Source organism: Chelativorans sp. J32 (assembly GCF_000518985.1).
Lineage (GTDB): Bacteria > Pseudomonadota > Alphaproteobacteria > Rhizobiales > Rhizobiaceae > Chelativorans.
Window position 1 is genome coordinate 85,923 of sequence record NZ_JAEQ01000002.1, and the last position, 24,851, is coordinate 110,773.

Sequence of the window (24,851 nt, forward strand, 5' to 3'; positions counted from 1 at the left end):
CGCCTTCCGGTCAATTTTGGAGCGCGGATCGTGGGGCAGGGAACGGTGGAATGTCAATCCGGACCGGCGCTGCCTTCTAGCCGCCGGTGCCAAATGGCGGCACTTCCACACCCGCCGGCAGGATTGCCATCGCCTTGAACAGGGTTCCCATTTCCTGCGGGCCGGCAAGCCGTTCCACATCCATCTGAATCCGCTGTTGTTCCTCTGCGCTTCTGCCGGCCCCGAGCCGGCCCGCGCGCTCCAACAGCCCCAGACCCAATAGAAAATCGCCCTGGTGCATGAGGCGTGTTGTTAGCCCATGCCCCTGCGCCACCTTCCGCAACGCGGAGAAATCCACATGCGCGGTCAGATCCGCTTCGCCGGGACTTTCCAGAACGTCTTCATAGCGGTGTCGGCGTACGGCCTGGAGCGTTTCCCCCAATGCCGGTCCCTCGTATCCGTAATCGATGAAGAGCCCTGCGCCGCTCCGCCGCGCCAGGCGTTCCGAGATAACGTCCATTAGCCCCTCACGGGCGGGAGCGATCTCGAAAATCGAGCCCTCTGGCGCTCGGTCCGCGTCCGGCGGTAGGAAAAGGGAATCAAGGGCACCGGGACTTGCCCTGAAAGCGAGCGCGCCGTCTTTGGTCTGCCCCACCACGCGCTCGCGCCAACCGGCAGGCACTCTTACATACTGCTTTATGGGTACGGCGTCAAAAAGCTCGTTGCCGACAATGAACAGCGGTCCGTCGGGGAGCTCTTCTACATTCAGGAACCAGTCCGGGCTTGCCTCGGCTCCTTCCAGCGTCTTCCTCTGGACGGCGGCCAGCCGTGGACTCGTCTCGACCATGGCAAAGCGGTGGGCTTCCACGAGGCTCGGAGCAAGTCTCGCAAAGGTGCGCAGCATATCCTTCATCAAGGTGCCGCGCCCGGGCCCGATCTCGGCGAAGAGCGCATCGGCGGGAGCTCCAGCTGCTTTCCAGGCCGCATAGAGCCAGATGGCGACGAGTTCGCCGAACATCTGGCTCACCTCCGGGGCGGTGGTGAAGTCACCTTCTGCCCCGAAGGGCTCGCGGGTGGTGTAGTAGCCGTCCTCCGGATCGAAGAGGCAAAGCGCCATATAAGCATCCACGCCCAAGGGACCGGTGGTCTCAATGAGCCGCAGGATGCGATCGCGCAGCCTCGTCATGTCTCCGGCCGAGTCTGAGGCTCAGGCGTGCGGGCGGTCAGCATGGCCCATATGCCAGCGGCGACCATCGGCGTGGAAAGGATCATGCCCATTGTGAGCCAGCCGCCGAAGACGTAGCCGATATGGGCATCCGGCTCGCGGAAGAATTCGACAAAAATGCGTGCCAGCCCATAGCCGCAGATGAACGCCCCGCCGACAAAGCCCGGTGTCTTCAATTTGAGAAAACGGTGGGTAAGGAGCCTGAGGACGAGGAAAAGCACAAGGCCTTCAAGCGCGGCCTCGTAAAGCTGACTGGGATGCCGAGGCAGCGGGCCGCCATCAGGGAATACGAATCCCCATGGCATATCTGTCGGCCGGCCCCAAAGTTCGGAATTGATGAAGTTCGCAAGGCGTACGAGGCCCAATCCCACGGGCGTGGCCGCCGCGACCGTATCGAGCATGCTCCAAGGATTGATGCCGCGCGACAATGAAAACAAGACCATCGCGGCGATCGTGCCGAGCATACCGCCGTGGAAGGACATGCCTCCTTGCCAGATCGCCACGATGTCCAACGGATTATCGATATAACGCGGCAGATCGTAAAAGAGCACATAGCCCAGCCTGCCGCCGAGAACGACGCCGACTGCAGCCCAGATGACGAAATCGTCGAGATCCTCGGGCTTCATTGGGGGAACATTGTTCGCCCACAGCCCCGGCGTGCTCACGAGTCGTTTGGTGTACCACCAGGCAAAGAGGATTCCCGCCACATAGCCCAGTCCGTACCAGTGCACTGCAAGCGGCCCAATCTGGAAAATCACCGGATCGATATTCGGAAAGGGGAGGGCGGTCAGAGGCAGGAGAAGATAGTCGATCAAGCATGCCTCCTGTCTTGGTCTTGGCGCCGCGCGAAGCTATGGGCAAGCATTGCGGCGTGGTCAAGTCCGGCGCATGATGCTTGCATTCGCGGTCGGCCCGCCTTACCTCAATTATTAAACAGGAGCACCGACATGACAAACGGCCCCAACCGGATCCTCGATGAGTTCGCGAAGGTGGTGACCGATGCCGCCGGTGCTGCCCAAGGCGTGCGCCGCGAATTCGAAAATCTTTTCCGCGCTCAGACCGAGCGACTCCTGAACTCGATGGATCTCGTCCAGCGCGAGGATTTCGAGGCGGTACGCGAAATGGCCATCAAGGCCAGGGAGGAAAATGCGGCTCTTCTGGCCCGCATCGAGCTTCTCGAAACGAAGCTCGCCGCCGCCCAGGCCACGGATACGGTCACCGACAGCCCTGCCGGCCCGGCCCGTTCAAAAAAATAGTTATCCTCATCCAGCCTGTGAGCAACGCCAAAAAGTGCTGGCGCGAGAGTCGGTTACGCGGCACTTTGAATCATCCGTGGAACCGCGGCTATCCACACCGGCGGGCCGGTTGGAGAAAAAAAGCTGGTCAGGCGTCCTACGATCAATAGACTGAATTTACTTGATGATTCGGAATAGATCATCGGTCGGGCTGGGGCGGGCCTGTCTTGTGTCCTTGCGTGTTCACGCTCCGCTCAGTGTCGTACTCGGTCGCGTGCCTTGAACCGCATGTGTCACATGGCGGGCGTCTGACGACGCTCCCAAAGAATGGGAAAGCAGATTAATGAGCCTTCTTGAACTCGACATGACGCGTGGCGCTCACCCCGTGGACGTTATCGAGCATGTCGCCCACTCGAATGACTGGAGCTTCGAGCGCAATGGCGATGACGAGATCGCCATTTCCGTAGCCGGCACTTGGACAGACTACCACGTTTCGTTCTCCTGGATGGAGGAATTCGAGGCGCTGCATGTTGCCTGCGCATTCGATCTGAAGGTGCCCGAACAGCGGACGCTGGAAGTGATGCGCCTGATCGCGTTGATCAATGAGCAGATGCTGTTCGGCCATTTCGATTTGTGGGAGCGGGAGGGCGTCGTCATGTTCCGCCAGTCGCTCGTGCTTGCGGGCGGCCTCGAGCCGACCGGGCAGCAGGTGGAAGTGATGCTCAACAGCGCGCTTGAAGCCTGCGAATGCTACTATCAGGCTTTCCAATATGTCATCTGGTCGGGCACGAGCGCGCAGGACGCGCTGAACAGCGTTCTTTTCGAGACCTCCGGTACTGCGTGAGAGGTGTCATGGGTAGGGCGGAGGAGATCGTCTACGCGGATTTCGAGAAGGTCGATATACGGGTGGGGACGGTGATCGAGGCCGAGCCTTTCCCGGAGGCGCGCAAGCCTGCCATCAAGATGAAGATCGATTTCGGCCCGGAAATCGGCGTGAAGAAGTCTTCCGCCCAGATCACCGTCCACTACAACCCTGAGGACCTTGTCGGCCGGCAGGTGATGGCGGTGGTCAATTTTCCTCCGCGCCAAATCGGGAAATTTTTGTCTGAGGTGCTTACCCTCGGATTCTCCGACGAGCAGGGGGCTGTGGTTTTGGCGGCGGTCGAAAGACCCGTTCCCAATGGCAGCCGGCTGCATTGAGCCGGCAGATCGAGCATCTGAAACCCGGATGCTTTCAAGGCAGGGAACGATTTACCTGCGATAGCGGTTCGTCACTCGCATTTTAGGAGTGCGGAGTGGAAACGACTATCGAGTTAACGGCGAGCGCTCGCCTTTTTGCCGAGCGTGCCCAGCTTCTTCCCTGGCTGGAGCGGCTTCGGTTGGACGAGTGGGTCTCCAAAGGCGACCTCATAGAAATCCCCGCAGGCAATCAAGCCGAGACTTTCGTGGTGCTTGCCCGTCGCATCCGTATGGAAAAAGACGGCGCATGTACCCTTACCCTTCTGCTGGATCATCCCATGCGATCTGCGCAAGCCTAAATTCCCCGGACAAATCGGCCAAGCAGTCACCTTGAGGTGACTAGGTATGGAATTCGTGCCTTCTTGTGCGAATCGATCAAGTTACTATTTCTCCCCAGGTCACTAATTTATACCACTCGAGGTCGAACCTCCCATCGACCTCGAGCGGCACGGTTTTGAGGAAGCTTATGTCGCTTAAACTGAACATCATTATCGGTAGCACTCGCCCGGGCCGCGTCGGGCCCGTCATTGGAGACTGGCTCAAGGAATTCGCCAAATCCCACGGCAAGTTTGACGTTGAACTCGTTGATCTTGCGGATTTCAACCTGCCGCTCCTGGATGAGGCATCGCATCCGCGCCTGCAGCAATATGAGCACGAGCACACCCGCCGCTGGAGCAAAAGCGTTGGGAAAGCGGATGCCTACGTCTTCATTACACCGGAATATGATTACTTTCCCCCGGCAAGTCTCGTGAACGCGGTTCAGGCGCTGGCGCTCGAATGGCATTACAAGGCGGCGGGCGTGGTCAGCTATGGTGGCATTTCCGGCGGCCTGCGATCGGCGCAAAGTTTGCGGCAACTGCTCAGCAATGTGAATGTTCACGCGCTTCCGCAGACGGTGCCCGTGCCCTTCTTCCCGCAGTTCATCAGTGAGGAAGGGGAGTTTCGCGCCAACGAGCAGATGAATGAGGGCGCCAAAGCAATGCTCGACGAGCTCCATAAATGGGCAACGGCGCTGAAAACGATCCGGTCGGCACAGGAAAACCGGCAGGACAAAGCCGCCTGATTCGCCGAACCACCATTAGAAGGGCCGAAGCGAAAGTTTCGGCCCTTCCCGTTGTTAGGCAGGTACGCGGACGATTACCCGCAGACCGCCCAAAGGGCTGTCTTCGAGCGTGATGTCGCCCCCGTGGCTGCGGGCGATATCGCGGGCGATGGAAAGACCCAAGCCTGTGCCGGTCTCGTCCAGGTTGCGTGCTTCGTCCAGCCGGACGAAAGGTTTGAAGACCTCCTCGCGCTTGTCTTCCGGAATGCCGGGACCGTTATCGTCGATTGCAACGAGCAGTGTCCCATCAAGATGCCGGGCGCTGACCTTGACCTCCGAGGCATAGCGGAACGCGTTGCCGACCACGTTTGACAGCAGGCGGGAAAACGCGTTCGGACGCACGTGCACCTCCGGCTTGCCGGTGAGGGAGGCGTCGAAGTTGCAGCCGCGCATCCTTGCCTCCTCCTCCATCTTCGTGAGGAACGCGGCAAGATCGAACCGGCCTGCTTCTTCCTGCGCTTCGCCACGGGCGAAGGCGAGATAGCCCTCCAGCATGAGGCGCATTTCCTCGACGTCCTGGTCGAGCGCCTTGATGTCGGCTCTGTTGCGCGCCAGTGCGAGCTGCAGCTTGAAGCGGGTCAGGATGGTTCTGAGATCGTGGCTGACGCCGGTCAGCATGGCCGTTCGCTGCTCGATCTGCCGTTCGATGCGCTCCCTCATTTGCAGGAATGCACTGCCTGCGCGACGGACTTCTTCAGCACCGCGCGGATGGAAATCACTGGTGGGACGTCCCTTGCCGAAGCTCTCGGCCGCCTCCGCAAGCTGCAGGATGGGACGGATCTGATTGCGCAGGAAAGCTACGGCAATCGCGATGAGAACCAGGGAGGTCCCTACCATCCAGAGCAGGAATATATGCGTGTTGGACGCGTAGGCTTGGCTGCGCCGCGCAAAGACGCGCAACACCTTGTCATTCAGCTGGATGCGGATTTCGATGATGTTCGAATTGCCCACGGTGTCGAGCCAGAAGGGCCGGTTGATCTGGCGTGTGATTTCCTCGCTCAGCGTCTGGTCGAGAATGGAAAAGAATGGCTTGGGGCCGGGCGCGGGGAGGGGCCCGGGCGGTTCGACGCTGATCCTTAGAGCAAGCCTCTCTTGGGCGATGCGGATGATGTTCTCGTAATTGTCGCTCTGCGGATAGGTCTCGATAATGTCGATAATGGCAGCGATGTCGCGCGTCACCGCTTGCGAGAGGCGCTGAGTTACCGTCTGCCAATGACGCTCCATGAACGAATAGGCGATGACGGCCTGCAGCAGGATCATCGGCGCGATCATGATGATGAGCGAGCGGGCATAAAGCCGTTTGGGCATATATTGGGAAACGGTGCGCCAGAAGCGCCGCCAGAGGCGACGTGTCGTTATCGCGACATTTCGAAGGCGCGCGGCTAAGCTGTCGCTCTCGGTCGAGGATAGATCGAACTTCGCCATTTGCACCTTTCGCACCCGCCCGGCCTACACGCTCGGTAGTCTAGCCGCCTTTGCGGATAGCGTCACGGCGGCGGGAGTTTCGACAGACGCGATGCTGGTATTCTCTGCGCGCCCGTTTTGGAAGCCCTGAAGGCCGAAGGCGACACCAACATGGCGTTTGTGCATCGGTGGTAAGCACCGTGTGTTGGCTGAGGAAGTTTAACGACAGAAAAGGGGCCGTTGGGCCCCCCCGTAGAACACGCAGCCGGATGGATTGCGCCGGCCTCAGATCGCAACCCGGCTGCTGAACGTCCCGGTTTGGCTCGCCGCAATAACCGGCCGAGCCTCAGGCACCAGAATTCCCGACTTCGTCGCGAAGACGAGGAAAGCGCTCCGTGCCGTCTCCGCATCCACCATCCTGTCGAGCGCGGCCTTGCATGTCTTCAGCGCAACCCGATGAACCTTGTCACGGCGGCTATGGGGCCATTCGGAAAGCACGGCATAGGCCTCCGCAGCCGAGGTCACCTCAGCCGGAAATCCCAACCCGACAACGATTGTCACGGGTTCTTCAAAGGCATTGATCTCCATTCGCAGCTCCTTTGGATCGGATCGCCGCCCGGTCGCGCACGCGGCCGGGCTCGGCGTCTGAAGATGCTCACGCAGTCGACGGCCGTTTGCTTGCGAACCAGAGTTCGAGCCCTGCCAACACCGCGACGATCAGCCCTGCCACGACATGCGCATAGAGAGCTGTGGAGACGGCGGTGAAACCGAGGGCCCATGGGGATGCGATTGCCCAAATCCCGAGGATAAGATTTATCCACTCCTCCCACTCGGCGAAAGCTACAAGCGCGCCTATGGCGACCAGCGCGATGGCAGCGCCGACCACCCATGCATTCCAGGCCGCCGCCGTTTCAGTTGCAAAGCCGAATATCCAGGGCGTTAGAGCCAGCGCGACACCGACAACGAGGCTGGCGACGTCAAGGACAGTCTCCTCTGTCCTGCGATTCATGGTGTTCATGGTCACTCTCCCTTCCATCAAGCATGCAGGAAGCATTCCGCTTGCTTTCAACCGGCCGCAGCGTGAGCTCCGGCGGCGGAAGCTGCTCAAGCCACCGCGAAGGGACCCTGGTGCTCGTGCCATGCATCACTGAGGGGCCTGCCGATAAGCGGCCGACGGAACTTCGAGACCAGAGGAGGGCGCATGCGGGTTGAAGCCGGGGCCAACCGAACAGGAGGGGAGACAATCGTCCTCATAACCACATCCTCCGCGAGCAACATGGATACGAGCAAATGCCAAGGAGCCGATCCGCGGACGGCCCGCCGGCCCCGATTCCGGCGGCCGGCTAAAAAGATCTGGGTAGACCTTCTTCGGGTTTCAAGGCCGAGCGGCCAAGGAGGGCTCGCCTCTATTCGACACTCAGGCGGTACCCGATGCCGCGCACCGTCTGCAGCCAGATAGGATTGGCCGGATCGCGCTCGATCTTCCGGCGCAGCCTGTTGATTTGCACGTCAATCGTGCGTTCACCCACTTCTGACTCCTCGCCCACGAGTTCATGGCGCGGGATGGTCTCGCCGGCGCGCTGGGCGAAAATCGCCATGATCTCGCGCTCCCGTTCGGTAAGCTTCAGCAGCTCTCCCGAGCGCTTCAACTCTCGCCTCGTGATCTGGAACGTATACGGGCCGAAAACGATCTGCTCCAACTTTGGCGTGGTGGGCTGCCCGCCGCGTCGCAGAATGTTGTTGACCCGCAGCACAAGCTCGCGCGGGTCGAAGGGCTTGGCAAGATAATCGTCGGCACCCGCTTCAAGGCCGGTCACGCGACTCTCGGTTTCCGAAAGGGCGGTCAGCATCAGGATCGGCACGTCGCGTTCGTTTCTCAGGCTGCGCGTCAGCCCCACCCCGTCCTCGCCCGGCATCATCACATCGAGAATGATCAGGTCGAAGTCGAGCCCTGCGAGCTTTCGGCGGGCTTCCGCGGCATTGGCCGCCACCGTTATGCGGAAGCCTTCCTCGCTCAGAAAGCGCTTAAGCAGTGTTCGGATGCGTGTGTCGTCATCGACGACGAGCAGATGCGGCGCATCGTCCGCCGGCGCGGGGTTCATCTCCGCTAGCATGTCCTCACGGCTTATCATGATTGGCTCTCTCCCTCGCTCGTGCGGCCCGTTGGCTCGGGCCGGTCGAGCTGCGCCCGGAGTTCCGAATTCACCATTGCCCTAAGAAAGCGCTCCAACGCCGCCCTGTCCGTAATCCCGGCTTCCTCCAGTGCCGAATGGATGCGGCGGGACTGTGGCAAGGCAAGTTCCACGGCCAGGGCATGGCCCTTCTTGGTAACGTAAAGCTCGCGCTGGCGGCGGTCGCGCGGCCCCTGCACCTGCACGATATAACCCGTGTCGATCAACTGCTTCAGCACGCGGGCGAGGCTCTGTTTCGTGATCCTAAGGACGTCGAGCAACTCCGCGACAGTCAATCCAGGCCGCCGATTGACGAAATGGAGCACCCGGTGATGTGCCCGCCCGAAACCATAGCTGGAAAGGATCGCATCCGGATCCGACGTAAAATCCCGATAGGCGAAGAAGAGCAGCTCAATCAAAGCGAAATCGAGTTCCTCGATCGCCGGTCCTGGCTCGCGCTTCTCGGTCGGCTTCATGGGGCTCTTCATCATATGCCTTCACGTTCGCCAAATTACGTCAGCTATATTGACATATTTTTGGCGCCTTTGTAATTTCTGCCAAGCTTTTCGCCTTATAGCGAACAAAATGAGCGTGTTGAGGTTGTTTTTCCGGAACTTTCCCTAAACAGTTTGCCTCAGGACGCAGTGTTCCGGCATAATCCGGTTTCGCCTGTTTGAAACGGGCATTTTTCAGGGCTTGGGCCCGAGGAGAGATTAGGATGGCATCTGTTCCCTTTGACCAGCTTGATGGCTTCATCTGGATGAATGGCGAATTCGTAAAGTGGGCCGATGCCAAGATTCACGTACTCACCCACGGGCTGCATTATGCAAGCGCGGTGTTCGAAGGTGAACGTGCCTATGGCGGAGAGATCTTCAAGCTCACGGAGCATTCGGAGCGCCTCCATGAATCCGCACGCGTCATGGGCTTCCGCATTCCTTATTCGGTGGCTGAGATCGACGAGGCCTGCAAGCAACTCCTCGTGAAGCAGGGCCTGCAGGACGCCTATGTGCGCCCGATCGCCTGGCGCGGCAGCGAGATGATGGGCGTTTCCGCCCAGAACAACCGCATCAATCTTGCCATCGCGATCTGGGAATGGCCGAGTTATTTCAATCCCGAGCAGCGGATGAAGGGCATCCGCCTCGACATGGCCGAATACCGCCGGCCGGATCCGCGCACGGCGCCGTCGAAGGCCAAGGCTTCCGGTCTCTACATGATCTGCACGCTTTCCAAGCACGCGGCCGAGGCCAAGGGCTATAGCGATGCGATGATGCTGGATTGGCGCGGCCAGGTGGCCGAAGCCACCGGCGCCAACATCTTCTTCGTCAAGGACGGCAAGCTGCACACGCCCGTTCCGGACTGCTTCCTGGATGGAATCACTCGGCGTACGGTGATCGAGCTGGCACGCCGCCGCGGCATCGAGGTGATCGAAAGAGCGATCATGCCGGAAGAGCTGACGGGCTTCGAGCAGTGCTTCCTGACCGGAAGCGCCGCGGAAGTGACGCCGGTTTCGGAAATCGGGCCATATACGTTCCAAGTGGGTGAAATCACTCGCGTTTTGATGGACGATTATTCTCAGGAAGTGCGTCCTCGGCAGCGTCTCGCCGCCGAATAAGCAAGCTGGATCCAGCACCGCCCGCGCCAGCTCGTGCGGGCGGCTCCTCTCCCAAATTTGACTTTGGCCAAATTCGGCGTTTCATGATGAGCGCCGGCGCGAGGCCGGCTCTTTGAGGAGAGGGGTAAGATGGAAGCTTTTGTTCCCATCCTTGTTCAGGCCATATCCGGTATCGTTGCCGGGGAGGCGGTTGGCGCGGCCTTCAAAAAGGCGGCAATGAGCCAGTTGCCGATCATCATCAGCGGCATCGTCGGCGGCGTCGGCGGTGGCGCGTTGCTGTCTGGAATGGGTGGCGATGCCGGCGCACTGAGCGGCGTGCTCGGCAATGTGGTCGGCGGCGGCGCAGGCGGTGCCATTCTCACCGCCATAGTCGGCGCAATCATGAACTCCATGAAGAAGGCCTGACGCGGCAACCATCCATTCGCGGGCGGCGCTGCCGCCCGCTTTTCCGTTTTGCTATTGCCTTGTTTTCATAATCGCCTATTCCCTATTCCATGAGCACTCTCCAAGCCGGCATCATCCCCGTCACCCCGTTCCAGCAGAATTGCACGATCCTCTTCGATGGGGAGGAGAAGCGCGGGGTTGTCGTTGATCCTGGCGGGGAGGTGGATCATATCCGCGCCTCCATCGAGCAAAACGGCCTGACGATCGAGGCGATCTGGCTCACCCATGGTCACATCGACCATGCCGGCGGTGCGATGGAGCTGAAGGAAGCCTTGGGGGTAGATCTACTCGGGCCTCAGGAAGCCGACCGGGAGCTTCTCCTAAATCTGGAGAATCAGGCCCGTATGTTCGGGCTGTCCGATCCCGTCCGCAACGTCACCCCCGACCGATTTCTAAACGAGGGTGATGTGGTCTCGTTCGCTGGTCATGATTTCAAGGTTCTGCACTGCCCCGGGCATTCGCCGGGCCACGTCGTTTTCTACAACGAGGCGGCGAAATTCGCGCATGTGGGCGACGTGCTGTTCAATGGCTCGATCGGGCGCACCGATCTGCCGGGCGGCGACCATGCTGCCCTGATCCACTCGATCAAGACCAAGCTCCTGCCGCTCGGAGACGACATAGGCTTTATCTGCGGGCATGGGCCCGGGGGCCGGTTCGGCGACGAGCGGCGGACCAACCCGTTTCTGGCAGGTCAGTAGGAATTAGGGAGGGCAATAAGGAAGATCCCTTATTGCCCTTTTGATTCACTGCCCCGTCGCCTTACCCGACATTGCAGAAGTGGCGCCGCCCGTCATAGCCCATATAGGTACCGGAGCTCGGGTCGAAGCTGCGATAGCGCATGCTGCAGGCCCGGTACCACTCAGGTGTCCAGGGCTCCGCACCGTAATAGACCGGGGCAGGGCGATAATACTCGCGATACACGGGTGCTGGCCGGTAATAACGGGGTGCCGGCGGGTCGATATAGACCCGATCCGAATAGTAGCGTGGCTGCGAGAGCGCCCCGCCTACGATTGCACCGACGGCAAGCCCTGCCAGACCCGCGGCCAGTTCGTCCCCGTGGTCGCGGTGGCGCCGCCAATGATCTGCATAGGCCGGAATGGTCACAAGGGTGGTCGCCGCCACGGCGGCGCCGAGGATGGTGCTCTTGAGGATCCGGTTCATCTTCGTCTCTCCTGTCCTGCGCGATCCCTTGGATCGAGCGCTTAAGCCGGATGCTATGATCCCGTAGCTGAACGGCATCTGAACGATAAACGCGGCAGGATATGGGCCAGGTTCCCTTCCGCTGTCGTCTTTCCGAGCGGACGCATCGGAAAGGGAAGGCGGAGGCACCCGAGGTGGCCGGCGGACGTGCGCCGGCAAGGGACGTGATAGCTATGCGGCCGTTCTGTTATGGAGGTAGGTTTGACGCGGCTCGCCAGTCGCAGCGCGCGCTTTCTGCGGCAATGAACGCTGCGCTGATATCGCCAGCGTCTGTGCCGGCAACGCCGTGACCGGTACGGGAAAGCCGGGGTGGCTCCTAGAAGAGCCACCCCTTGAGGGCTGATCAGCCAAACTGGCAGAAATGCCGACGGCCGTCATAGCCAAGGAACGTGCCCGACCGCGGATCGAAGCTGCGGTAACGGGCGGTGCATGCATTGTACCAGTCCCGCGTCCAGGGCGCCGGTGCACGATAGGAGCGAGAGGGCTGGCCGTAATAGGTCGTCCTTCGCTGGGGATACGCCACCGGACGGTAGCTTGGCGCCTGCCGATAAAATGGCTGCTGATAGAATGGCTGGCGCTGTGCGTACTCCACGACCTGATAGCCTGGTGCCCGGCGATAGATCTGAACCGGCTGCTGGTAGACAGGTGCACTCTGATAGATGTCGACCACTTCATAGCTCGGTGCCGGGCGGTAGATCGGTGCGCGCTGATAAATGTCGATCACTTCGTAGCTCGGTGCCGACCGATAGACCGGCATCGGCCGCTGGTAGACAGGCGCTTGCTGATAGACGTCCACCACCTGATAGGCTGGTGCGGGATCATAGCCCAGAGCCGGCCGAGGGTAGGATGGCGACGGCTGATAATAAACGACGGGCGAGCCGAAGCCCGGCCGGCCATAGACCGGGGCGGGTTGATTGTAATAGGCACCCTGCGAGCGCGGCTGGCTAAGTACGCCGCCGATGATGGTGCCGAGAGCGACGCCGGCGAGGCCGGCTGCAAGAGCATCCCCACGGTTCCGCCTTCCTGCCTCGGCGGGAATGGCTGCAAAAGCCGTTGCAGCAACGGCAATGCCAAATATAGCGTTCTTCATCAAATAGTTCATATCTAACTCCTTTCTCGCACGACCCTGCAGGGCGTGCGTCAACGCAAGCTGGATATGAGGTGTGAAACAGGGCTGGAATGGGAGCGGCCGAGCGCACTTTCATTCACATCGCAGTGCCTGAGCCGTGAACAAAAACGCCGGCTCGAAAGCCGGCGTGAACTTCTCAATGCCGCCCGCGGCGGCATGTACGCTGATCAGCCAAGAGAGAGATTGACCGCCTTCGGCCCTTTGCCGCGCTTGTCTGGCTCGGTATCGAAGGTCACTTTCTGGCCGTCCTCCAGACCAGGCAGACCCGAGGCCTGCACAGCGGAAATGTGGACGAACACGTCCTTCTGGCCATCATCCGGCGTGATGAAGCCGAAACCTTTCGCGTGATTGAAGAACTTTACGGTACCACTCTGGGGCATGGGAAGGGATCCTTTTCTCCCGGTCATCAAAGTCTGCGGGCCATTACCAATGGCCCAGTTGTCCTCGGTCGTTTACTGGGGGAGAAGAAACAGTCAGCTCGCGCGCGATCCCTGCCGGATTTCTTGTGACACGCGACTTCCCGGAAGCCTTGTGCCGGGGCATGCTATTCCAGTCTCCGGGCCGGCAAATGCCCGAACACCGAAAAGTTTCCCTCATTTTCTCATTTCCAGCAAGCGAAAGTTTTGTGTCCTGTGTCGGGACCGAGGGGAGCAGATGTCCTAGCTGGTGTCAAAAGGCGCTCGTTACACCGGGCGAAACAAAAATAAGACGAAAAAGAATAGACGAAAAAGGCGCGGGAGTGTGTCTCCCGCGCCTGTATGATAGCCGCTTAGCGGCAAGTGCTTTACGCAGCCGAAAGATTAACCGCCTTCGGGCCTTTGCCCATGCGGTCCGGCTCTACGTCGAAAGATACCTTCTGGCCGTCAACGAGCGAACGCATACCGGAGGCCTCAACTGCAGAGATGTGGACGAAGACGTCCTTCTGCCCGCTGTCCGGGGTGATGAACCCGAAGCCTTTGGTGGCGTTGAAAAACTTGACGGTGCCGGTCTGAGACATGGGGAAACTCCTTTTCCCGTTCAAAAAAGGCGTCTGTGCGACTTGCACAGGTTCGCCGTCGCCGCGAGTTCTGATGTCGGGAAAAGGTCGTCCAAAAAAGCGTCCAGTTCTCCGGGTCTGCAATCCCCGGGCGTCATGCCTTATGGCATAGAACGGTGTTTGAAGCAAGGTGGCAGTTCTGGCTCAAAGGCTGCGCTTGTACCAAAACGCGTCGGCAATTCGCTCCATGCCGATCCGCTCATAGAAACCGACGGCATCAGGCACCGAGACGAGAAACAGAGCCACTTGGGGTCCGATCTGTCGCCGTGCCTCCTCCAAAAGGCCTTTCCCGATCCCGAACCCTTGAGCGGATGACGAGACCGCAAGTTCGGAAACATAGCAGCACCAGGAAGAATCAGTCACGCCTCTCGCGACACCCACCAATGGTTTGCCGGGTTGATCGAGCCGCGCCGTCACGATCAGGCCGGCTTGCGCCAGCATGGTCTTCAGCCGCTCCGGATCATCGACCGGGCGTAAAGCACCCAAGCCGGATTCGATCAGGACGCGGCGGAATTCCTCCGCGCTTAGACTTTCTTCCCGTGCATAGATCACGCCAGCCTTTGTCATTGGTATAAAGTGCATGAAAAAGGGCGTGGAGCGAAGCTGCTTTTTGCTGTCAGTGCAACAGGGAGCGCGCCGTGGGAGCCAGACGGCATAACGAAACCGGTGCGTTGGTGAAGCTTTCGAAAGCATTCGCCATGGCGTCCTGCCAGCCGGGGGCCGAGTGGAGGCGCCGGGCGAAACGATGATGTTCAGCACGACTATCGAAGCGGCCGATCCAGACGAACACCCGCTCCTTGTCCCGCACCGGCAGGCGAGGGAACGTGTTCTTGCTTTGCTCGGTTTCCAAGCGCGCACCGGCCGGTGCTCCCGCCTCCACGAGAACCGGCAGGATGACATGTGAGAAATAGGCAGGGAAGTCGTCTGCTCGCTCCGGTACAAGCGGGAATGTATAAAGAGCAAACACGGTGCCGATCTCGGCCTGCCCGCTCGCAAACGGCCGTTTGACCCCGGCGAGAGCAAAACCCGTGTCCTCTCCAACCGGGTGCAAGAGCAGTACGTCGTCAAAGCGCTCCATCGTGGCATTCGCCTCGTCGCGATGTGCAGCCCATAGCGGCCCATCATAGAATGAAGCGAGGCTATGCCGGCGGCTGTCCATATCGGAGAAGCCGCGCAGCCATACGAAATCGTCCGGGCGATCGAGATCGCGGAACTGCCCGAGAACGGACATGCCGCATTCCTCCTGGCTTTCCACCAGATGCCGATCGAAAAGAGTGATCAGATCTTCCCGCCGTCGCGGGTGAAGCAGGTATCGCCGCAACTCTATGACGTTCTGTTGGACGGATAGGGACATTGATCTCGTTTGCCCTGCCATGGGAGGGATTCCGTAACGAGGCAACGATATCAGGCCCCTCCTGTCAGCATATCGTCAGGAGGAAATGGCCGAAACGATGGGCCACTGTTAGGTGAATGCCGGGCCGGCGAGCCGCTCCACATGATCCTTCAGGTCGGCAGGCCAGCCGGAGATAAGCTCGCGGAAGCGTTTGCCATCGCCGGCATAAAGGGCGCGTGAAGCCTCTTCATAACCGGCCTGATCGCCAAGCATCGCCATCATGAAGCGGTCTGCCGCCTCCTGGGCTTGACGGGCGTGCTCCCGTCCGCCGGCGTCATTTCGCGCGGCATCCACCAGTCTGCGCAGCGCTGCCGACGCGCCTCCCGGCTGCCGGTTCAGCCACTCCCAATGACGCGGCAGAAGCGTTACCTCGCGGGCAACCACGCCCAGCTTGGGGCGGCCGGGCGCGCGGGGTGCTGCAGCAAGGACGCGCGCAGCGACCTGTTCGGCCGTTCCCGAAAGGTCGAAATCGATCTGCCGGCCCGTAGCGTCATCGAAAATCAATATGTTCTCGTCCCGTCCCTGCTGCTTCAGGGCAAGAGCGACTTCCAACCTCGAACCGCTGGCAACTTTTCTGCCGCCGTCGAATGCGGTGCATGTCTCGCGTTCTTCCATCGCATTCCTCCTATCGAAACCAAATTATACCCGGGTTATCATATGGTCAATATACCCGGATTAAAATGCGGCTTACGTGCTAGTCGGCTTCATGATAGCAGTGCCTGTGGAGCCGGATGGGGAGCGTGGTGAAAGAGCTTCTTCTGCTGCGTCATGCGAAATCGAGTTGGGATGATCTCGCCATCGAGGATTTCGGCCGGCCGTTGGCGCTGCGTGGACGCAAGGCTGCACCCCTGGTCGGTCGCGAACTTGCTGCCAGGGGTTGGGTTCCCGAGAAGGTGCTCGTCTCTTCTGCCTTACGCACGCGGCAAACCTGGGATTTGGTGCGTATGGAACTCGGCAATTCGGCTCTGCCGGTAGAAGACAGTAGGATCCTCTACATGACGCCCGCCGCGCAGATCCTTGCCGTTCTTCGCGTCGTGCCTTCGGAGATCAGCAGTGTTCTGCTGATAGGCCACAACCCCGGCCTGGAGGATCTTGCCCGGAGGCTTGCCGGACCTGGCTCGGACGAGGCGGCTCTCGCACGGCTTGCGCGGAAGTATCCGACCGCAGCACTCACCCGCTTCGTGCATGAGGGCTCCTGGTCGACACTGGACTTCGCCGGGCCGCGCCTTACACATTTCCTCAGGCCAAAGGATATTGGAGCATAAGCGACCGCATGGGGAACTTGCGGATCCTGGCTTACACGATGGTGATCCTGATGCTTTTGCCTCTCGCCTTCCTGTTCCTCCTCCCCGATGCTGCGCTTGCCGAGGAAAATACCTGGAAAGTCGAGGATGGCGCGGCCCTGGCTCAGCCGTCCGAAAGCAACAGCAACATCTATCGCCTGGAGGTCAGCTGCGGCGAGCCTTACCGCCTCGCAGTCTATACCGAGCAGGGTCCTGTGCTTGCCGCAGGCGGGCGGGGTGAGGCTGATTACTTCTATAAGCCTGGCCGTATCGAGGCGGAGGTGGCTGGCGGCTCCTTTCCGCTGGTTGCGGCCGGGTCTGACGATGCAGTGGTTCTGTTCCGGGAGGGGACGGCCGAGCAGGGCTATATGGCGGACCTCGATCCGGATCTCCTGGCGGCCATCACTCGGGGTATCGAGCTCACGCTCTCCTTCGATATCACGCCGGGAGCGAATGCGAAGACCGACTCGCCCTTCGAAACCTTTGCCCGTTTTTCTTTGAAGGGTGCAGGCGAGGCGATTGCAGAGGCGCTTGCCGGCTGCGAGCCATCCTGACAGCCTCCTGTCAGCAGAGCAGAATGCACACCGGCATTCGCTTCTCCGCCCCTTCCCATTTGCGTCGCAAGCCTCCATATTTGGCCACATGGCCAATTCATCCAGAAAAAAAGCCGGCGGCTTCGCGGAGTCGCCCCAGCCCCCGCTGTCGGGTACGCCGCTTTCGGGCTCGATCTCCGATTGGGCCGCGGATATCTCGCGCGAGGCCGAAAAGCCGGTGAAGCCCAAGAAGAAGATTCCCGAGCGTTCCGCCGCTCCGGGAAGGACAGGGCGCGGCACCTCCATGGGCGGCGCCGCTTCGGCGCGTGAGCGCGCCGCTGCCGGCCTGATGCCCGTGGCGGGCCTGGACATCACGCTGGAGGAAGCCGAAGGACTGGCTCCCGGCGGTGTCACCGCAACGGTCGCGGCGCTTTCGAGACTCATCGAGGGCGGCGACCCGAATTTGACGTCCACCTGGGTACCGCATCGTCCCCCGCGGCCGGAGAAATCCGAGGGTGGTATTCCCTTCAAGATGGTCACCGAGTTTAAGCCCTCGGGCGACCAGCCGACTGCCATCCGCGACCTCGTCGAGGGCGTCAACAATGGCGACCGCACGCAGGTCCTTCTCGGCGTCACGGGTTCGGGCAAGACCTTCACCATGGCCAAGGTGATCGAGGAGACGCAGCGCCCCGCGCTCATCCTCGCGCCCAACAAGACGCTCGCGGCCCAGCTCTACGGTGAGTTCAAGTCCTTCTTCCCGGACAACGCGGTCGAGTATTTCGTCTCCTACTACGATTACTACCAGCCGGAGGCCTACGTCCCGCGCTCGGACACCTATATCGAGAAGGAATCCTCGATCAACGAGCAGATCGACCGGATGCGCCACTCCGCCACCCGCGCCTTGCTCGAACGCGACGACGTGATCATCGTCGCCTCCGTCTCCTGCATCTACGGTATCGGCTCGGTCGAGACGTACACGGCCATGACCTTCCAGATGGCCGTGGGCGACCGGCTCGATCAGCGCCAATTGCTCGCCGACCTTGTGGAGCAGCAATACAAACGGCGCGAGGCGGATTTTACACGTGGCTCTTTCCGCGTGCGCGGCGACACGATCGAAATCTTCCCGGCCCACCTGGAGGATCGAGCATGGCGCATCTCGCTCTTCGGGGACGAGATCGAGTCCATCACCGAGTTCGACCCGTTGACGGGGAAGAAGACCGACGACCTCAAATCGGTCAAGATCTACGCCAACTCGCACTACGTCACTCCACGCCCGACGCTCAACCAGGCGATCAAGGGCATCAAGGAAGAGCTGAAGCTGCGCCTCGCTGAGCTCGAGCGCGCCGGCCGCCTGCTCGAAGCGCAGCGCCTCGAGCAGCGCACCCGATTCGATCTGGAGATGCTGGAGGCTACCGGCTCCTGTGCCGGCATCGAGAATTATTCGCGCTACTTGACCGGTCGCGCCCCCGGCGAGCCGCCGCCGACGCTGTTCGAATATGTGCCGGACAACGCGCTGATCTTCGTGGACGAGAGCCACGTCACCATCCCGCAGATCGGCGGCATGTATCGGGGCGACTTCCGCCGCAAGGCGACGCTTGCCGAATACGGCTTCCGCCTGCCAAGCTGCATGGACAACCGGCCGCTGCGCTTCGAGGAGTGGGACGCCATGCGCCCGCCTACCGTAGCAGTATCGGCCACGCCCGGCGGCTGGGAGATGGAAGAGGCGGGCGGCGTCTTCGCCGAGCAGGTCATCCGGCCGACCGGCCTCATCGACCCGCCGGTGGAAGTCCGTCCGGCGAAAACCCAGGTGGACGACGTTCTGGGCGAGATCCGCGAGACCACCAAGGCCGGCTACCGCACGCTCGTCACCGTGCTCACCAAGCGCATGGCGGAAGACCTGACCGAATACCTGCACGAGCAGGGCGTGCGCGTGCGCTACATGCACTCCGACATCGACACGCTGGAGCGCATCGAGATCATCCGTGATCTCCGCCTCGGCGCCTTCGACGTGCTGATCGGCATCAACCTCCTGCGCGAGGGCCTCGACATTCCCGAATGCGGCCTCGTCGCCATCCTCGACGCCGACAAGGAAGGGTTCCTGCGCTCCGAAACCTCGCTCATCCAGACCATCGGCCGCGCCGCGCGCAACGTCGACGGCCGCGTCATCCTCTATGCGGACCACATCACCGGCTCCATGGAGCGCGCGATCGCCGAGACGAACCGCCGCCGCGAGAAGCAGGAGGCGTGGAACGAGGCCAACGGCATCACGCCAGAGAGCGTCAAGAAAAACATCGGCGACATCCTCGATTCCGTCTATGAGCGCGACCACGTGCGCGCCGAGATCGGCGGCGCCAAGGGCGACGACCTCAACAACCTCGTGGGCAACAATCTCCAGGCGCACCTCGAATATCTGGAGAAGGCCATGCGGGATGCCGCAGCCGACCTCGACTTCGAGGAAGCCGCACGGCTCCGCGACGAGATCAAGCGCCTGCGCGAGACCGAGCTCGCCCTTCTAGACGACCCCATGTCGCGCGACGCGGGTGTGGAGAACACGCAGGACAGGCGCCGTCAGGCTGCCAAGGGCAGGGGATCCTCCACGTCATCGTCGGCCGGTCAGGTGGAAAAATCCCTCTTCCGTAAGCCGGATCTCGACGAGATGGGTACTTCCGGCGCCCATGCGGTCCCCTCCGGCAAGAGCCTCTTTCGCAAGAACTCACTGGACGAGATGACGGTTCGCCGTACCGAAAAGCCGGTCGGCAAGACACCGCCGGCGGCGCCTGACGAAGAGCTGATCGCACCCCGCCGGGGTAAGATCGGCGCCGGTTCCTATGAAGACCCGGCAGACGAGCGTCAGCGGTCGCGCCGGCCGAAAAAGACGGGAAGGCCGGGACGCTGAGACTGCACTTCTATGGCACCGGAAAGCTCGAGGTGCAGTTCAGTTCTTAGTCCGTCCTTATGGGTCTTAGACGACCCAAATCCGGGAGGGCGAGCGCGACGATAAACACTCGGCTGGTGGCGTCATTCGATTTTCCGGCTGGTTTTGACACGAAGCGTCATACTTCACCGTCTTGGCCGACGTTATGCTGGACGGGCCGGCGAAAGTCACAGATCCTTTCTCTATGGCTCCAGGGGCCAGGGTCCGCGGCAAAGTCGATGTATATGCGACAATCTTGTATTTGTCTGGTCCTTCCAGGATGAAACAGCCTTTGGCCAGATCGATCGGTTCTTTGCCGACGTTCTCCACAGTCAAATCGAACGATTTTTGCTTGCCGGATTCTTCCGTTTCGACTTCCAGCGCGTCGCGTGACGTGGTCACCTTTACTCCGTCATTGACGGTTTCAGTCGTCCCCGCGCATGCATACAAGGCGCAGGCCGCAAGCAGCAAAGATGGTATAAAAACTATCGTCTTCTTGTTCATCATCTGACCTATACATTTAAATATCGGTGCGGCTGGAAATGTGCGGGCCGGAAGGGACTCCGATCGGCAATGGGACCGCCCAACTGGCATAATGGTTACGGCTCCACTGCTACCCAGCCCATCAGAGATTTCAACTTTTGGTTGCTGTATTGGTTTATGTATCTTTGGGATGTTCTTGAAGCTTGACGTGGAAGTCCGGGAGCGCGCCGCCCATGGCGGGGGAACGCACGATGGGTTCTGACGGATCTGCTATGAGTGGGGATTCTGCTGCGTCTACCCATCAAGGGCTCGGGAAGAGGAACAACGGCAGGCTTTGATAGGCGGCTACGAAGTGGGCGTAGGGTGCTGCTGTTCGTCCGCTACTCCTCGGGCTCGGTGGTGAACAGCAGCGGATATCCCGCTTTCCGTCCGGCATCCGTGGCCCGCGTTGCCTTCGTCTCCGCCACATCCTTCGGAAAGACGGCCACGACGCAGGTTCCACGCCGGTGTGCCGTGATCATAACGCGATAGGCTTGATCCTGATTCAGCCGGAATTCGGCCTTCAGCACCCGCACCACGAATTCTCGCGGGGTGAAATCGTCATTGACGAGGATCACCTTGTGCAGCTTCGGCCTGTCGACCTTCGGTTTTGTCCTGGTGCTTGGCTTGAGGACGACGTCACTCATGATGAGACACTCCATCCGGAGTGGTTCGCATTGTGAGCAGGGAGTTACCACCTGCGGCCCACGTGTTCAACGTTGCTCGTACAGCCGCCGGGCCGAGTGAATTGCTGAGGCGCTTTAGGATATTTTGACCCCGCTCCGAGCGACTTTTGAGCGCTTGCAAATTGCCGAGGGCACGTCCTGCTATGGTTCAGGACCCATTCGCATCGGATCGGGGGGTCGCGTCCTGGAGCCTTTGGCCGACACCTGTGGGCTTCCCTCATGCAGCTCCGTCGAGCCCGGCATGCACGAGGCCGAGGGGGGTGCGGCGACCCATTGCCCAGGAACGTATCACGTGGCTTGCCACGCGCTCCCTGCTAACCACATCCGCTCGTTCGATGCCGAGCTCATCGCATACAGCTTCCACCGCACTGGAAATCTCAGCGATATCGCCGGCGTCGTAGACGCCGTATTCGGCAACCTTCGACGGGAGCATGTTCATGTCCTTCCCTGTCTGGCGCACTCCGGCCTCCACGGTTTGTGCGGCCGCCTTCCCTCTCCGGGTTTAGCATCTCGAGCATGATGCACGATTGCGGCAGCTCAATGAAGTTTGATTCGCCCTGGATACCCGTCAAGTGGAAAAACGGGCGCGGTGTTGCGGGCATGCATCAAAACTTTTGTCGGCTATTCGCAATCCGTGCGCGTAGTGGCTCCGCCCACGCCTTTTCAACCAGCGTGCGGAGGGGCATAGAATTCCTGTCATGAATGGCGGATAAGCCGCTTGCAAGATTGGCGACAGAGGTTCGATTCGATGAAGATTGCTGTTCTGGGCGGCGACGGGTTTGTCGGCTGGCCGACCTCCCTCCATCTTTCTGCACGGGGACATGAGGTTCATATCCTCGACAATCTTTCCCGTCGCTGGATCGATACGGAGCTCGGAGTCCAGTCCCTCACGCCGATGGATTCCATCCAGGAGCGGACGCGAATCTGGCATCAGGAAACCGGCCGGCGCATTCGTTTCCACCTGATCGACCTCGCCCAGGATTACGAAATCCTCAAACGATGGCTGGCTGAACATCGGCCTGATGCCATTATTCACTTCGCCGAGCAGCGCGCAGCGCCCTATTCGATGAAGAGCGACCGGCACAAGAACTATACGGTCAACAACAATGTCAATGCCACGCACAACCTTCTGAACGCGCTGGTAGAGATCGATCTGGATGCGCATCTCGTTCATCTCGGCACGATGGGCGTATACGGGTATTCCAGTGTGGGCGCCGCCATACCCGAGGGATATCTGCCGGTGGGTATCGAGACCCTGTCCGGCGAAACGGTCCAGCAGGAGATTCTCTATCCTTCCAATCCGGGCTCGATCTATCACATGACGAAGTGCCTGGATCAGCTCCTGTTTCAATTCTACGCCAAGAATGACGGCCTCAGGATCACTGACCTGCATCAGGGGATCGTGTGGGGCACGCACACGCCTGAAACCAAGCTTCATCCGCAACTGATCAATCGGTTCGATTACGATGGCGATTACGGCACCGTGCTCAACCGCTTCCTTATCCAAGCGGCGATCGGCTACCCGATCACCGTTCACGGCACAGGTGGGCAGACGCGGGCATTCATCCATATTCAGGATTCGGTGCGATGCATCGAACTGGCGCTGAAGAATCCGCCGAAACGCGGGGATCGGGTGAAGATCTTCAACCAGATGACCGAAACGCATCGCGTGCGTGATCTCGCGGGGCTGGTCGCTCGCATGACGGGGGCCAATGTCGCCTACCTGCCCAATCCGCGCAAGGAGGCACCCGAAAACGATCTTGTGGTCAATAACGAACAGTTCCTGAAGCTCGGTCTCAACCCTACCACCCTTGCAGAGGGGCTTTTGGCCGAAGTCGTCGATGTGGCGAAGAAATTCGCCTATCGGGTGGATCGCACCCGCATCCCCTGCGTCTCCGCCTGGACCAAGGACCTCGCACCAACAATCGAGCGCGACCCGGAAGGCAAGCGGCTGAAGAGCGTGGGGTAGGGCAGGCACCCTCAGGGTCTCGGCCATGTCTCGAAACGCATATGTGACCCTCGTCACCAATGCGGATTACGCGATGGGCGCGACAGCGCTCATCCGTTCGCTTGCGCGCACCGAGACGCAGGCCGACATTGTCGTGATGCATACCGGTGGCGTAGAAGCCGGCGCGCTGGCGCCGCTTCGCGATCTCGGCGCACAGCTGATCGAGGCAGAGCTTCTGCCGACATCTGATGACTTCAACGAGCGGCATCAGCGTGCGCGGCTCCATTCGGACGCACCCTTCACGAAGGGCAACAAGCCTGCCTTCCACACGCCCCTCGACAATTTCGTGAAATTGCGCCTCTGGCAGCTCACCCACTATGAGCGCGTGGTCTTTATCGACGCCGATGCGATTGTCATCCGCAACATCGACCGCCTGTTTTCCTATCCGGAATTTTCCGCAGCCCCGAATGTCTATGAAAGTCTGGCCGACTTTCATCGGCTCAACTCCGGCGTTTTCGTAGCCCGTCCTCGTGAGGAAACCTTTCGGGCCATGCTGGCTGCCCTAGATCAGCCAGGCGCCTTCTGGCGCCGCACGGACCAGACATTTCTGCAGACCTTCTTTCCGGACTGGCATGGCCTGCCTGTCTTCTTCAATATGCTGCAATATGTCTGGTTCAACATGCCGGAGCTCTGGGACTGGAATTCCGTGTCGGTGGTGCATTACCAGTACGAGAAGCCCTGGGAGGGGGATCACTCGAAAGCGGAGAAACTGAAGCCGCTGATTGACCTCTGGCACGCCTACTATTCCGGCGAAGCCATTCCTGTTCCGGCGGACCTAAGCAATCCCGTGAGGCCATGAGCGCGCCGCGCACCATCGTCTCCGGTGGAACGGGCTATGTCGGGCGCTTCATCGTCGAGGAGCTTCTGTCGGCGGGCCATGAGGTAACCGTGTTGGGTCGCAGGCCGCCGGCGCGGGACTATTTTTCCACGCCTGTCGGTTTCCTACCGCTGTCGCTGGAGCCGGAACAGGCCTCGCCATCGACCTTCGAAGGAGCGGATTTTTTTGTTCACGCTGCCTTCGACCACATACCGGGAAAATATCGGGGGGGCGAAGGAGACGATCCGCAGGCCTTCCGTCGGCGTAATCTCGATGGCAGCATCGCCCTTTTCGAGGGGGCCAGAAGCGCTGGGATAAGCCGCCTCGTGTTCTTGTCGAGCCGTGCAGTCTATGGCCCGCGGCCTCCTGGAACGCTATTGGCGGAGGAACACGAGCCTTGTCCGGATACGCTCTACGGCCAAGTGAAGCTTGAGGCTGAGCGCGCTCTCGCCAGTCTCGGCGGGCCTTTCCATGGCGTCAGCCTGCGTGTCACCGGCGTTTATGGACCGGCCGGGAAAGGGCAGCGGCACAAATGGGCGGATCTGTTCGAGGATTACCTGGCCGGAAAAGTGATCGAGCCGCGGGTGGCGACCGAAGTCCATGGGCAGGATGTCGGCCAAGCGGTGCGCGTGGTTTTGGAAGCGCCTGAAGCCCCGTCGCCCCTGCTTAATGTCTCGGATCTCCTCCTGGATCGGCAGGATCTTTTGGCCATTGTGAAAGACAAGAAGGGTTGTCGGCATCCGCTTCCCCCTCGAGCCGATGGCCGGGCAGTGAATGCCATGCGTACGAACCGGCTGCGATCTCTTGGATGGAGGCCTGGCGGGGAGGCTCTGTTAACGGAAACCGTTATTCGTCTCCTGGAACAATCCTAGAGCTGGCGGAGCCGGCGCCGTAAGGTGCTCGCTCCACCTTCAGAGAC

The 24,851-nt window shown here is 60.6% G+C and carries 31 protein-coding genes; 14 read left to right on the forward strand and 17 right to left on the reverse strand.

Going from position 1 to position 24,851, the window contains the following annotated elements:
* Positions 1-76 precede the first annotated feature (76 nt).
* Complete coding sequence (locus CHEJ32_RS0103615; RefSeq protein ID WP_028032632.1) at positions 77-1,165, reverse strand: class I SAM-dependent methyltransferase; 1,089 nt, start codon at positions 1,163-1,165, stop codon at positions 77-79.
* Positions 1,162-2,019, reverse strand: a complete 858-nt coding sequence (gene lgt / locus CHEJ32_RS0103620) for a prolipoprotein diacylglyceryl transferase (protein ID WP_028032633.1) — start codon at positions 2,017-2,019, stop codon at positions 1,162-1,164. Before lgt ends, CHEJ32_RS0103615 begins: the two co-directional genes overlap by 4 nt.
* A 132-nt stretch (positions 2,020-2,151) precedes the next feature.
* On the opposite strand from lgt, the gene CHEJ32_RS0103625 reads away from it, so the two are divergent.
* The 5 genes from CHEJ32_RS0103625 to CHEJ32_RS0103645 all read left to right on the forward strand — a co-directional run bounded on the left by CHEJ32_RS0103625 (position 2,152) and on the right by CHEJ32_RS0103645 (position 4,741).
* Positions 2,152-2,460, forward strand: a complete 309-nt coding sequence (locus CHEJ32_RS0103625; protein WP_028032634.1) for an accessory factor UbiK family protein — start codon at positions 2,152-2,154, stop codon at positions 2,458-2,460.
* Between the two features lie 322 nt (positions 2,461-2,782).
* Entirely contained in the window at positions 2,783-3,283 is a 501-nt protein-coding gene (locus CHEJ32_RS0103630) for a YbjN domain-containing protein (RefSeq protein WP_028032635.1), read from the forward strand.
* An 8-nt stretch (positions 3,284-3,291) separates the two neighbouring features.
* Complete coding sequence (locus CHEJ32_RS0103635; RefSeq protein WP_028032636.1) at positions 3,292-3,639, forward strand: tRNA-binding protein; 348 nt, start codon at positions 3,292-3,294, stop codon at positions 3,637-3,639.
* Positions 3,640-3,734: 95 nt separating this feature from the next.
* Complete coding sequence (locus tag CHEJ32_RS0103640) at positions 3,735-3,977, forward strand: hypothetical protein (protein ID WP_028032637.1); 243 nt, start codon at positions 3,735-3,737, stop codon at positions 3,975-3,977.
* Positions 3,978-4,144: 167 nt separating this feature from the next.
* Positions 4,145-4,741, forward strand: a complete 597-nt coding sequence (locus CHEJ32_RS0103645) for an NADPH-dependent FMN reductase (protein WP_028032638.1) — start codon at positions 4,145-4,147, stop codon at positions 4,739-4,741.
* A gap of 54 nt (positions 4,742-4,795) precedes the next feature.
* On the opposite strand, the gene CHEJ32_RS0103650 is transcribed toward CHEJ32_RS0103645, so the two are convergent.
* The 5 genes from CHEJ32_RS0103650 to CHEJ32_RS0103670 form a co-directional block, all read right to left on the reverse strand.
* Positions 4,796-6,205 carry an ATP-binding protein gene (locus tag CHEJ32_RS0103650; protein WP_028032639.1) on the reverse strand — a complete coding sequence of 470 codons (1,410 nt, stop codon included), beginning with the start codon at positions 6,203-6,205 and terminating at the stop codon, positions 4,796-4,798.
* Positions 6,206-6,469: 264 nt separating this feature from the next.
* A complete protein-coding gene (locus CHEJ32_RS0103655) occupies positions 6,470-6,772 on the reverse strand; it encodes a DUF982 domain-containing protein (protein WP_028032640.1) in 303 nt (100 codons plus the stop codon).
* 67 nt (positions 6,773-6,839) lie between these two features.
* Positions 6,840-7,202 carry an SPW repeat protein gene (locus CHEJ32_RS0103660; RefSeq protein WP_034657818.1) on the reverse strand — a complete coding sequence of 121 codons (363 nt, stop codon included), beginning with the start codon at positions 7,200-7,202 and terminating at the stop codon, positions 6,840-6,842.
* 388 nt (positions 7,203-7,590) lie between these two features.
* Positions 7,591-8,316, reverse strand: a complete 726-nt coding sequence (locus CHEJ32_RS0103665; protein ID WP_028032642.1) for a response regulator — start codon at positions 8,314-8,316, stop codon at positions 7,591-7,593.
* On the reverse strand, positions 8,313-8,831 hold the full coding sequence (locus tag CHEJ32_RS0103670) for a MarR family winged helix-turn-helix transcriptional regulator (protein WP_028032643.1): 519 nt from the start codon (positions 8,829-8,831) through the stop codon (positions 8,313-8,315). Before CHEJ32_RS0103670 ends, CHEJ32_RS0103665 begins: the two co-directional genes overlap by 4 nt.
* A 242-nt stretch (positions 8,832-9,073) precedes the next feature.
* On the opposite strand from CHEJ32_RS0103670, the gene CHEJ32_RS0103675 reads away from it, so the two are divergent.
* From CHEJ32_RS0103675 to CHEJ32_RS0103685, 3 genes are all read left to right on the forward strand, one after another.
* The gene (locus CHEJ32_RS0103675) at positions 9,074-9,967 is read left to right on the forward strand and encodes a branched-chain amino acid aminotransferase (RefSeq protein WP_028032644.1); all 894 of its coding nucleotides are present in this window, start codon (positions 9,074-9,076) and stop codon (positions 9,965-9,967) included.
* 129 nt (positions 9,968-10,096) lie between these two features.
* Entirely contained in the window at positions 10,097-10,372 is a 276-nt protein-coding gene (locus CHEJ32_RS0103680; RefSeq protein WP_028032645.1) for a hypothetical protein, read from the forward strand.
* An 89-nt stretch (positions 10,373-10,461) separates the two neighbouring features.
* Positions 10,462-11,109 carry an MBL fold metallo-hydrolase gene (locus CHEJ32_RS0103685; protein WP_028032646.1) on the forward strand — a complete coding sequence of 216 codons (648 nt, stop codon included), beginning with the start codon at positions 10,462-10,464 and terminating at the stop codon, positions 11,107-11,109.
* 61 nt (positions 11,110-11,170) lie between these two features.
* Here CHEJ32_RS0103685 and CHEJ32_RS0103690 read toward each other — a convergent pair whose 3' ends face one another.
* The 7 genes from CHEJ32_RS0103690 to CHEJ32_RS0103720 form a co-directional block, all read right to left on the reverse strand.
* Positions 11,171-11,572 carry a BA14K family protein gene (locus tag CHEJ32_RS0103690; protein ID WP_028032647.1) on the reverse strand — a complete coding sequence of 134 codons (402 nt, stop codon included), beginning with the start codon at positions 11,570-11,572 and terminating at the stop codon, positions 11,171-11,173.
* 382 nt (positions 11,573-11,954) lie between these two features.
* The gene (locus CHEJ32_RS27620; RefSeq protein ID WP_051469414.1) at positions 11,955-12,713 is read right to left on the reverse strand and encodes a BA14K family protein; all 759 of its coding nucleotides are present in this window, start codon (positions 12,711-12,713) and stop codon (positions 11,955-11,957) included.
* A 194-nt stretch (positions 12,714-12,907) separates the two neighbouring features.
* Positions 12,908-13,120, reverse strand: a complete 213-nt coding sequence (locus CHEJ32_RS0103700; RefSeq protein ID WP_028032648.1) for a cold-shock protein — start codon at positions 13,118-13,120, stop codon at positions 12,908-12,910.
* Positions 13,121-13,524: 404 nt separating this feature from the next.
* Positions 13,525-13,737, reverse strand: coding sequence for a cold-shock protein (locus tag CHEJ32_RS0103705; RefSeq protein WP_028032649.1), 213 nt, complete (start codon positions 13,735-13,737; stop codon positions 13,525-13,527).
* 183 nt (positions 13,738-13,920) lie between these two features.
* Entirely contained in the window at positions 13,921-14,343 is a 423-nt protein-coding gene (locus CHEJ32_RS0103710) for a GNAT family N-acetyltransferase (RefSeq protein ID WP_028032650.1), read from the reverse strand.
* Between the two features lie 49 nt (positions 14,344-14,392).
* Positions 14,393-15,130, reverse strand: a complete 738-nt coding sequence (locus tag CHEJ32_RS0103715; protein WP_028032651.1) for an NIPSNAP family protein — start codon at positions 15,128-15,130, stop codon at positions 14,393-14,395.
* A gap of 108 nt (positions 15,131-15,238) precedes the next feature.
* Positions 15,239-15,784 carry a DUF2239 family protein gene (locus tag CHEJ32_RS0103720; protein WP_028032652.1) on the reverse strand — a complete coding sequence of 182 codons (546 nt, stop codon included), beginning with the start codon at positions 15,782-15,784 and terminating at the stop codon, positions 15,239-15,241.
* Positions 15,785-15,912: 128 nt separating this feature from the next.
* Here CHEJ32_RS0103720 and CHEJ32_RS0103725 point away from each other — a divergent pair, with 128 nt between their 5' ends.
* From CHEJ32_RS0103725 to uvrB, 3 genes are all read left to right on the forward strand, one after another.
* Positions 15,913-16,434 carry a histidine phosphatase family protein gene (locus tag CHEJ32_RS0103725; RefSeq protein ID WP_156936592.1) on the forward strand — a complete coding sequence of 174 codons (522 nt, stop codon included), beginning with the start codon at positions 15,913-15,915 and terminating at the stop codon, positions 16,432-16,434.
* A gap of 8 nt (positions 16,435-16,442) precedes the next feature.
* Positions 16,443-17,006, forward strand: coding sequence for a hypothetical protein (locus tag CHEJ32_RS0103730; protein ID WP_245260950.1), 564 nt, complete (start codon positions 16,443-16,445; stop codon positions 17,004-17,006).
* Between the two features lie 88 nt (positions 17,007-17,094).
* Positions 17,095-19,881, forward strand: coding sequence for an excinuclease ABC subunit UvrB (gene uvrB / locus CHEJ32_RS0103735; RefSeq protein WP_028032655.1), 2,787 nt, complete (start codon positions 17,095-17,097; stop codon positions 19,879-19,881).
* Between the two features lie 66 nt (positions 19,882-19,947).
* On the opposite strand, the gene CHEJ32_RS0103740 is transcribed toward uvrB, so the two are convergent.
* The 3 genes from CHEJ32_RS0103740 to CHEJ32_RS0103750 all read right to left on the reverse strand — a co-directional run bounded on the left by CHEJ32_RS0103740 (position 19,948) and on the right by CHEJ32_RS0103750 (position 21,567).
* Positions 19,948-20,403, reverse strand: coding sequence for a DUF4354 family protein (locus tag CHEJ32_RS0103740; protein ID WP_028032656.1), 456 nt, complete (start codon positions 20,401-20,403; stop codon positions 19,948-19,950).
* Positions 20,404-20,762: 359 nt separating this feature from the next.
* Positions 20,763-21,068, reverse strand: coding sequence for an ATP-dependent Clp protease adapter ClpS (gene clpS, locus CHEJ32_RS0103745; protein ID WP_028032657.1), 306 nt, complete (start codon positions 21,066-21,068; stop codon positions 20,763-20,765).
* Between the two features lie 256 nt (positions 21,069-21,324).
* Positions 21,325-21,567, reverse strand: coding sequence for a hypothetical protein (locus CHEJ32_RS0103750; protein WP_245260952.1), 243 nt, complete (start codon positions 21,565-21,567; stop codon positions 21,325-21,327).
* Between the two features lie 288 nt (positions 21,568-21,855).
* Here CHEJ32_RS0103750 and CHEJ32_RS0103755 point away from each other — a divergent pair, with 288 nt between their 5' ends.
* Genes CHEJ32_RS0103755 through CHEJ32_RS0103765 form a run of 3 tightly spaced genes read left to right on the forward strand, consistent with a single transcriptional unit; the run spans position 21,856 to position 24,804 of the window.
* A complete protein-coding gene (locus tag CHEJ32_RS0103755) occupies positions 21,856-23,076 on the forward strand; it encodes an NAD-dependent epimerase/dehydratase family protein (protein WP_028032659.1) in 1,221 nt (406 codons plus the stop codon).
* Between the two features lie 25 nt (positions 23,077-23,101).
* Complete coding sequence (locus tag CHEJ32_RS0103760) at positions 23,102-23,914, forward strand: glycosyltransferase (RefSeq protein WP_028032660.1); 813 nt, start codon at positions 23,102-23,104, stop codon at positions 23,912-23,914.
* Positions 23,911-24,804 (forward strand): NAD(P)-dependent oxidoreductase, encoded by an 894-nt coding sequence (locus tag CHEJ32_RS0103765; RefSeq protein WP_028032661.1) that lies wholly within the window; start codon positions 23,911-23,913, stop codon positions 24,802-24,804. Before CHEJ32_RS0103760 ends, CHEJ32_RS0103765 begins: the two co-directional genes overlap by 4 nt.
* Positions 24,805-24,851 lie beyond the last annotated feature (47 nt).

Excerpts from the sequence above, each read along its gene's own strand:
- CHEJ32_RS0103665 (WP_028032642.1), bottom strand. The coding sequence starts at position 8,316 with ATGATAAGCCGTGAGGACATGCTAGCGGAGATGAACCCCGCGCCGGCG.
- CHEJ32_RS0103765 (WP_028032661.1), top strand. The coding sequence starts at position 23,911 with ATGAGCGCGCCGCGCACCATCGTCTCCGGTGGAACGGGCTATGTCGGG.
- CHEJ32_RS0103680 (WP_028032645.1), top strand. The coding sequence starts at position 10,097 with ATGGAAGCTTTTGTTCCCATCCTTGTTCAGGCCATATCCGGTATCGTT.
- CHEJ32_RS0103720 (WP_028032652.1), bottom strand. The coding sequence starts at position 15,784 with ATGGAAGAACGCGAGACATGCACCGCATTCGACGGCGGCAGAAAAGTT.
- CHEJ32_RS0103635 (WP_028032636.1), top strand. The coding sequence starts at position 3,292 with ATGGGTAGGGCGGAGGAGATCGTCTACGCGGATTTCGAGAAGGTCGAT.
- CHEJ32_RS0103755 (WP_028032659.1), top strand. The coding sequence starts at position 21,856 with ATGAAGATTGCTGTTCTGGGCGGCGACGGGTTTGTCGGCTGGCCGACC.
- CHEJ32_RS0103645 (WP_028032638.1), top strand. The coding sequence starts at position 4,145 with ATGTCGCTTAAACTGAACATCATTATCGGTAGCACTCGCCCGGGCCGC.
- CHEJ32_RS0103630 (WP_028032635.1), top strand. The coding sequence starts at position 2,783 with ATGAGCCTTCTTGAACTCGACATGACGCGTGGCGCTCACCCCGTGGAC.
- CHEJ32_RS0103710 (WP_028032650.1), bottom strand. The coding sequence starts at position 14,343 with ATGACAAAGGCTGGCGTGATCTATGCACGGGAAGAAAGTCTAAGCGCG.
- CHEJ32_RS0103690 (WP_028032647.1), bottom strand. The coding sequence starts at position 11,572 with ATGAACCGGATCCTCAAGAGCACCATCCTCGGCGCCGCCGTGGCGGCG.
- CHEJ32_RS0103675 (WP_028032644.1), top strand. The coding sequence starts at position 9,074 with ATGGCATCTGTTCCCTTTGACCAGCTTGATGGCTTCATCTGGATGAAT.
- CHEJ32_RS0103740 (WP_028032656.1), bottom strand. The coding sequence starts at position 20,403 with ATGAACAAGAAGACGATAGTTTTTATACCATCTTTGCTGCTTGCGGCC.
- CHEJ32_RS0103655 (WP_028032640.1), bottom strand. The coding sequence starts at position 6,772 with ATGGAGATCAATGCCTTTGAAGAACCCGTGACAATCGTTGTCGGGTTG.
- CHEJ32_RS0103760 (WP_028032660.1), top strand. The coding sequence starts at position 23,102 with ATGTCTCGAAACGCATATGTGACCCTCGTCACCAATGCGGATTACGCG.
- CHEJ32_RS27620 (WP_051469414.1), bottom strand. The coding sequence starts at position 12,713 with ATGAACTATTTGATGAAGAACGCTATATTTGGCATTGCCGTTGCTGCA.
- CHEJ32_RS0103615 (WP_028032632.1), bottom strand. The coding sequence starts at position 1,165 with ATGACGAGGCTGCGCGATCGCATCCTGCGGCTCATTGAGACCACCGGT.
- CHEJ32_RS0103650 (WP_028032639.1), bottom strand. The coding sequence starts at position 6,205 with ATGGCGAAGTTCGATCTATCCTCGACCGAGAGCGACAGCTTAGCCGCG.
- CHEJ32_RS0103670 (WP_028032643.1), bottom strand. The coding sequence starts at position 8,831 with ATGAAGCCGACCGAGAAGCGCGAGCCAGGACCGGCGATCGAGGAACTC.
- CHEJ32_RS0103705 (WP_028032649.1), bottom strand. The coding sequence starts at position 13,737 with ATGTCTCAGACCGGCACCGTCAAGTTTTTCAACGCCACCAAAGGCTTC.
- CHEJ32_RS0103715 (WP_028032651.1), bottom strand. The coding sequence starts at position 15,130 with ATGTCCCTATCCGTCCAACAGAACGTCATAGAGTTGCGGCGATACCTG.
- CHEJ32_RS0103730 (WP_245260950.1), top strand. The coding sequence starts at position 16,443 with ATGGGGAACTTGCGGATCCTGGCTTACACGATGGTGATCCTGATGCTT.
- CHEJ32_RS0103660 (WP_034657818.1), bottom strand. The coding sequence starts at position 7,202 with ATGAACACCATGAATCGCAGGACAGAGGAGACTGTCCTTGACGTCGCC.
- CHEJ32_RS0103700 (WP_028032648.1), bottom strand. The coding sequence starts at position 13,120 with ATGCCCCAGAGTGGTACCGTAAAGTTCTTCAATCACGCGAAAGGTTTC.
- CHEJ32_RS0103625 (WP_028032634.1), top strand. The coding sequence starts at position 2,152 with ATGACAAACGGCCCCAACCGGATCCTCGATGAGTTCGCGAAGGTGGTG.
- clpS (WP_028032657.1), bottom strand. The coding sequence starts at position 21,068 with ATGAGTGACGTCGTCCTCAAGCCAAGCACCAGGACAAAACCGAAGGTC.
- uvrB (WP_028032655.1), top strand. The coding sequence starts at position 17,095 with ATGGCCAATTCATCCAGAAAAAAAGCCGGCGGCTTCGCGGAGTCGCCC.
- CHEJ32_RS0103685 (WP_028032646.1), top strand. The coding sequence starts at position 10,462 with ATGAGCACTCTCCAAGCCGGCATCATCCCCGTCACCCCGTTCCAGCAG.